This is a genomic window from Thermosynechococcus sp. OHK43 (assembly GCF_014466085.1).
In the GTDB taxonomy this organism is placed as follows: Bacteria; Cyanobacteriota; Cyanobacteriia; order Thermosynechococcales; family Thermosynechococcaceae; genus Thermosynechococcus.
On sequence record NZ_JACOMP010000056.1, the window covers coordinates 1 to 3,600 of the forward strand.

A 3,600-nucleotide genomic window follows, 5' to 3' on the forward strand; every position below is an offset into this window, starting at 1 on the left:
CCTGTTCAGTTAGCCAGGGCACAAATTGCAAAATTTTGCCTCTTTCCGCACCAATCATACCCCCCAACCCCTGTTGGGTACATTCAAGGAGGTTTTCACGGCTAATTTGATGGCGCAGATCGTTGACCCAGCGGGAAATTTCCTGCATATAGGGGCGATCGCCGGCTGCCGCCAGGGCCAGCACCAAATCCATATCCAGCAAGTTCATGGGTTTCAGGAGGCTCTGGGTCAGCTCCAACAGTTGCGGCGGCAATTGCACCGATTCATTTAGCCACCAGTGAATAACGTCTTGACAGAGGCGATAGGTCAAGGAGGCGCGAATTTGGGCAATGGGAATTTCAATACTGGAGAGGCCAAAGCTCATGAAGTTTTTGGGGTAGCCGCGCCCGCCGGCATCCTGAGACGCCCAAGCCGCCTTAATGTTGTCCCGAATGGAGCGTTTGTGGGGAGCAAAGTCCGAGGTGAGATCCAAAAAGATATTTTGGGCGATCATTTCGCGGATCTCATCCAGCTTGAATTCACTCTCGCCATTTTTGGTGCCCACGAGGTAGGTAAAGTCAAAGGGAGGGCAGTTGTAACGCACTTCATCGGCCAGGCTACTGCTAAATTGAGCAACGTACTCAGTGCGGTAGTCGGAAAAGTAGCTGAGTTCCATGAGGGCGGCATAGCCATTGGCAAGGACGCGATCGCCGACACTAATAGCAGCAAAAGCATTGGGCATGGGCACAATTCCCGTGACGAGGGGACTCGACTGCCCCTTGAGCCAGTGGCGGACACAATAGCCGAGGTCAATGAGCATGCCGCTACCCGTACCCCCAGAGAGCGAACCGGTAATAAAGACATTGAGGCTACTATTGTTGACCCTGAGGCCGTAGCGGCTTTGCATAAAACTTTCGTGACCTTTGACGCGATCGCTGGCCGCTTGGAACTTTTGTTGAATCGCATGGTAGTTGCAAAAGAAGGCAAAACGACCACAGGCACGGATTTGACCTGCCCCTGCCTCTAGGGCAGTAATGTTGCGCTCCAGTTCCTTGGGAAACCAAGAGGCAATCCAGGGGTAGTTGTCGAGGTTTTGAATAATTTGCTGCACGTTTTTGCCACTGACACTGGCCCAGTGCTTTTCGTTGTCCTTGAGGGGAGATCCAGCGGCGAGGGGATTGCTGACTTTGTAGTCGCGATCGGTGTCAATGGCCAGGAAGCTAATCACAGGAAACTGTTTCAGGCTGCCGTAGGTTTCTTCAACTAAACGCCGCACCCGCGAGAGCACTTCAATGCCTGTGCCACCCACCCCCACAATGACCGTCGGCACAATTGATTTTTCCTCCACCTGTACAGGCATGGTTACTCTCTCCACCGCAAGTCACCCCGATCCTAGCAAGGATGTCCGCGAAATGTTTCATAAGAAAATTTGGCAGCAATGCAATTTGATTGCTTTATCCGCTGGGGGTCACCGCAGCAGCCTGGCGACCTGCGAGCAGTTGGGTGACCTTTTGCAGTAACCCTTGGGGTTGAAAGGGCTTGGTGATGTAGTCATTGGCACCCAGTTGAAAGGCCTTTTGGCGGTGGGTATCCCCTCCCCGTGAAGTTAACATTGCAACGGGTAAATGGTGTAAAGGCGTCGAAAGACGAATCGCCTCTAGTAAGCCATAACCATCGAGGCGGGGCATCTCGATATCCGTGATCACAAGGGAGACTTGATCCCCTTGGCCAAGGAGAAAATCCAAGGCTTCTTTGCCATCGCGGCATTGTACAACATCGTAGCCCGCCTGCCGCAGCACACGATCCAGGAGCCGTCGCACGGTGATGGAGTCATCAACAATGAGCACTTGGGGAATCGTGCGCTGCTGGGGTCTTGCCATGATCGGGGAGGCCGGTACCGCCATGGGCCTAAGCAGCACCGTAAAGTTATCGGGAGCCAGAACCGGCACCACTTCACCGCTTCCCAGAACCGTACACCCCATGACGTAGGGGGGCACGGGTACCGTTTGATCAAAGGGCTTGACCACTAACTCCCGCTCGGCAATAAGATAGTTCACCGCCAAAGCCACCGCCTGACCGGCCACATCCACAACCACACCTACACCAAGGGGCTGCGTTGGCGCACTCAGGGGACGATGATAGGGCAGTAATTGATGCAGGGGGCACAGGGGAATGGATTGTCCTTGCCAATCAATGGTGGGGCTGGGGTGGCGAATATCTGTGTATTCCTTGAGGGCAATGACTTCGCGGATACTCAGGTCTGGGATGGCCAAGGTGAGCTCCCCGACTTGACACAGTACCATGGGCAGCAGACTCAGGGTCAAGGGGAGGGTAAGGGTGAAGGTCGTTCCCTGCTGGGGTTCGGTGGTGATCTGCAGACGACCCCGCGATCGCTGGACTTGCTCACGCACCACATCGAGTCCCACCCCACGACCGGAGAGATCACTCACCTCCTTGGCGGTTGAAAACCCCGGTACAAAGAGAAATTCCAAAATCTGCTCGCGGCTCAGGTGAGGAACTTTTTCGGCAGAGCAAAGCTGCAGTTCCATCGCTTTTTGACTGACCCGTTGCAGATCTATTCCCCGACCATCATCGGCCACCTGAATTTCCACGGCATTCCCCCGCAGTCGCGCCCGTAGCCAAATGGTTCCCGTCGGGGACTTGCCCAGTTGCTGCCGCTGTGCGGGTGGCTCAAGACCGTGGTCAAAGGCGTTGCGCACCAGATGGGTCAGGGGTGCCTTGAGTTGCTGCAAAATCACTTGATCGACAAGGGTATCGCCCCCCTCAATCACCAGTTGAACCGGTTTATGGTGGCGATCGCCCAAGGCTTGCACAGCGGTCACAAACTTTTCTGCCAGTTGGCGAAAGGGCACTAAGCGAGAATTCGTCAGTTCAGCGTAGAGACTATTTAAGTGCTGGCGGTTGAGATCCAGGGCTTCTTGGAGATCGCGGTTGAGCAGATCAATATCGGCGCCTGTCTCCTGAATCCGCACCAGCAATTCTTGAAAATCTTGGAGGGCGGTGTGCAGTTCTGTGTAGTGGTCAAATTGCAGGGCATCAAAGTCATCAACGTCATCAACGTCATCAAAGTCATTGTGGCCATTCGTTGGCCGACCTCGACCGCCAAGGGGGGTGGCCAAGCGATCGTAAACAGTCTGCACCTGATCGCGAATGGGCCGAAATTGCTCAAGGCGGTGCTTAAGTTCGCGATTGGCCCGCAAAAACTGCTGTTGATAGAGGGTGAGGCGTTCTTGGCCAATGAGCAATTCGCTGACAGTGTTACCGAGGCGATCCAGCCGGCTAACGGGAATGCGCAGATAGCTGTCTTGGGGGGGAGTTGTTTCCGCAGGCGGGGTAGGGGTCGGTTCAGGCGGCAGTAACTTGACCAGTTCTGCCTGCTGCAATTGACGACACTCAGCGACAATGGCGGGCACTAATTCCCCAAGGGGCAAATCCGCTGCTAACTTCGGTAATTCGGCGGCCAGTTGCTGCAACCAAGGCAGTGCGTACTGTTTCCCTAAGGTGTGGGCAGTGGCAATTAGGTGAGCCAAGGCCGTCTCCCGCTCTGCATCCGTGGCACTGGCCTCTAGGATCTGCAAGGACTCCTCAAGGGTCTGGGTC

2 protein-coding genes are annotated in these 3,600 nt (G+C 55.1%); both read right to left on the reverse strand.

The window, feature by feature from the left end:
• On the reverse strand, positions 1–1,339 hold a 1,339-nt coding region (locus H8Q75_RS02605; RefSeq protein ID WP_365970576.1), incomplete at its 3' end, for a tubulin-like doman-containing protein.
• Positions 1,340–1,433: 94 nt separating this feature from the next.
• Positions 1,434–3,600 (reverse strand): response regulator (locus H8Q75_RS02610; protein WP_297040250.1); only part of this gene is annotated, 2,167 nt, incomplete at its 5' end.